This is a genomic window from Binatus sp. (SeqCode) (assembly GCF_036522015.1).
Lineage (GTDB): Bacteria > Desulfobacterota > Binatia > Binatales > Binataceae > Binatus.
Window position 1 is genome coordinate 1 of sequence record NZ_DATDGQ010000176.1, and the last position, 2,698, is coordinate 2,698.

Consider the following 2,698-nt stretch of genomic DNA (forward strand, 5'->3'; position numbering starts at 1 on the left):
GTGCATCCCGATTGGGTCCGCTCGGTTTACAGCCCCGCGCTGCGCCCCGATTTGACGCTCTACTTCCGCGTGCCGATCGACATTTCGCTCGAGCGCCTGCTGTCGGGACGCGCCAAGCTCAAGTACCACGAGGCCGGCATGGACGTCGGCCTGTCGGCCGATCCGGTCGAAAGTTTCCGCATGTTCCAGAGTCGGGTGCTCGAAATCTACGATCAACTGACGACCGAGTTCGGGATGCGCCCGATCGACGCGACCGCCGAGATTCCCAATCAGCAGAAAGTAGTACGCAAGATGGTTCAGGAAATTCTCGACGACTACGACCTCAAACGAGCGAACGGAAAAAATGGCGTCACATCGCAGCCACGCTAAAGCATGGTACGGGCACGGCCTGCCGTACGTCGCGAAAAAGCGGCTGCCCGGCCATTTAATCGCGATCGAAGGCACCGACGGCGTCGGCCGCTCCGCGCAAATCGAACTGCTCCGCCCATGGCTCGAGCTCGAAGGCTACGCCGTCAGCAATACCGGATGGACGCGTTCGCCTCTCCTCTCCGAGACCATCAACGAGGCCAAGGCCGGGCATCAGCTCACCGTGACGACCTTCTCGCTGCTCTACGCCGCCGATTTTGCCGATCGCCTCGAACACGAAATCCTGCCCGCGCTGCAGGCCGGCTTCATCGTGATCGCCGATCGCTACATGTACACCGCGTTCGCGCGCAACTCCGTGATGGGCGCTGATCCCGATTGGACGCGCGAGGTCTTTGGCATGGCGCTCGTGCCCGACCTCGTCCTCTACCTGGACATCGACGTCGAGTCGCTCATCCCGCGCGTCATCATGGGCAAGGGGATGGATTACTGGGAATCCGGGATGCATCTCGCGCTCGGCACCGACCTGTTCGATTCCTTCGAGCGCTATCAGAGCCGGCTGATCGACGAGTACCGGCGCTTGTCCAGCGAGTTCGGCTTCATTTCCGTCGATGCGCGCCTTCCGATCGAGGAGCTGCAGGCCGAGCTGAGAAAACACATCGCCGAGTATTTGTCGGGCGCCAACGGCAAGTCGCGTGACTCGGGCGACAACGACGCATCGACGCGCAAGGAATAGCACGGTGATAGATGCTGCGCGCCCCGCTGCGCCACCACCGCGCAGGGTGACTCTTTCCCCCGGAGAAACTGTCGCCGACGCCGCGCGCAAGGCGATCGGGTTCGGTGCGGAATCGCTGCGATGCCATCAAAATGCGGCGGAGGTGGGCGAAGAGGAGCCGCTGCATCAACTTCGCGTCGTCACGCGACGCCTGCGCGCGTCGATCGATTTGTTCTCCAACGTCATCTACGCCGCACAGCTCAAGATCTTCCGGCGCGATGTTCCCTGGCTCGGCGCTCAAGCGGGCGCCGTCCGCGAATGTGATGTGACGTCGGCGTTGATCGCCGCGCGCGCCGCCAGGATCGGTCCCGATCTGAAAGCCGCGATTGCGCCGATGATCGCGGCTCTCGACGAACGGCGCAAGTCCGAGCACACCAGGCTGTGCGAACTCATTGCGTCGAAGCGCTATCAGAGTCTGCTCGCGAAACTGTCCCGGCCGGCGATCAAGAAAGTCGGCGCCGACCGCCGGCTCGGCATCGTCGCCGCGCAATTGATCAGGCCCGCTTCGCGCAGCGCTTCGCGTCTCGGTGAAAAGATCGCCGAAGATGCTCCTCCCCTGCTCTTCCACAAGCTCCGCGTTCGCATCAAACGCCTGCGCTACGAGCTCGAGATGATGTCGCCGCTCGGCGCCAAGCGCCAACGCAAAACTTTGCGGCGACTCGAGGAGCTCCAGGAACTGCTCGGGCTCTATCACGACACCACCGTCGCGACCGCATGGCTGATGTCGTATGCGGAAACTTCTGCCCCGCCGCCCCGGACCATGCTCGCGGCCGGTGCTTTGATCCAGTCGCTGGGCAGCCGCGAGAGTAAACTGCGCCGACAATGCATGCGCGCGTGGCGGCGGTTCGAGCGCTCCGACGCGATGCGCGATACGCTCGAGGAAATTCGCCAGGCCGGCAGATTAAGCCTGATGCCCGTCAGCTCGCCGGCGCCGGTTACTGAAACGAGTGAATCCGATCCGCCGACTGAAGCGCAAATCGCGCACTCCAATCACAATTCGATGAGCTCGCATTCCGCCACGGAAACAAACCCATGATGCTCTATATTCTGCGTCACGCGACCGCCGAAGAGGCCGCCACCAGCGGCGACGACGGCGCGCGCAAGCTCTCGGATCGCTCGAAGGAAAAAATGCGCGGAGCGGCGTCGGGTCTGCGCGCGATGGGTCTGAAGTTCAACGTGATACTGACCAGCCCGCTTGCGCGCGCTGCCGAAACCGCGGAGGTAGTCTCGGCCGCCTATGAAAACACTCCGCCGCCGCAAGTCCTCCCCGCCCTCGCAACCGGCGTGCCCGCCGCCGACGCGGTGGCAGCTCTTCGCGCATTTTCAAAGCACGAAGACGTACTGATTGTCGGCCACGAACCGCAGCTAAGCGCCGTCGCCTCAATCCTGCTGACCGGCGCAGCCGACCTGGCTCATCTCAAATTGAAAACCGGCGGCTGTATCGCGATCGATTTGCCCGCGCGCTTCGAACGCGGCGGCGGCGAGCTGCGCTGGATGCTAACCCATCGCCAATTGCGCACGATGCGCAAGTAGTCCCGCCCTAACATCTGGGGTGCAGGG

At 63.3% G+C, this 2,698-nt stretch carries 4 protein-coding genes; all 4 read left to right on the forward strand.

The genetic code is table 11. From position 1 onward, the window contains the following. Positions 1 to 369 (forward strand): dTMP kinase (locus VIW95_RS07455; protein WP_331584944.1); only part of this gene is annotated, 369 nt, incomplete at its 5' end. Then, the gene (locus VIW95_RS07460; protein ID WP_331584947.1) at positions 344 to 1,099 is read left to right on the forward strand and encodes a thymidylate kinase; all 756 of its coding nucleotides are present in this window, start codon (positions 344 to 346) and stop codon (positions 1,097 to 1,099) included. The genes VIW95_RS07455 and VIW95_RS07460, both read left to right, overlap by 26 nt. A 4-nt stretch (positions 1,100 to 1,103) precedes the next feature. Next, entirely contained in the window at positions 1,104 to 2,174 is a 1,071-nt protein-coding gene (locus VIW95_RS07465; protein WP_331584950.1) for a CHAD domain-containing protein, read from the forward strand. Continuing rightward, positions 2,171 to 2,671, forward strand: coding sequence for a phosphohistidine phosphatase SixA (gene sixA, locus VIW95_RS07470; RefSeq protein WP_331584952.1), 501 nt, complete (start codon positions 2,171 to 2,173; stop codon positions 2,669 to 2,671). The genes VIW95_RS07465 and sixA overlap by 4 nt, the downstream gene beginning before the upstream one ends. Positions 2,672 to 2,698 lie beyond the last annotated feature (27 nt).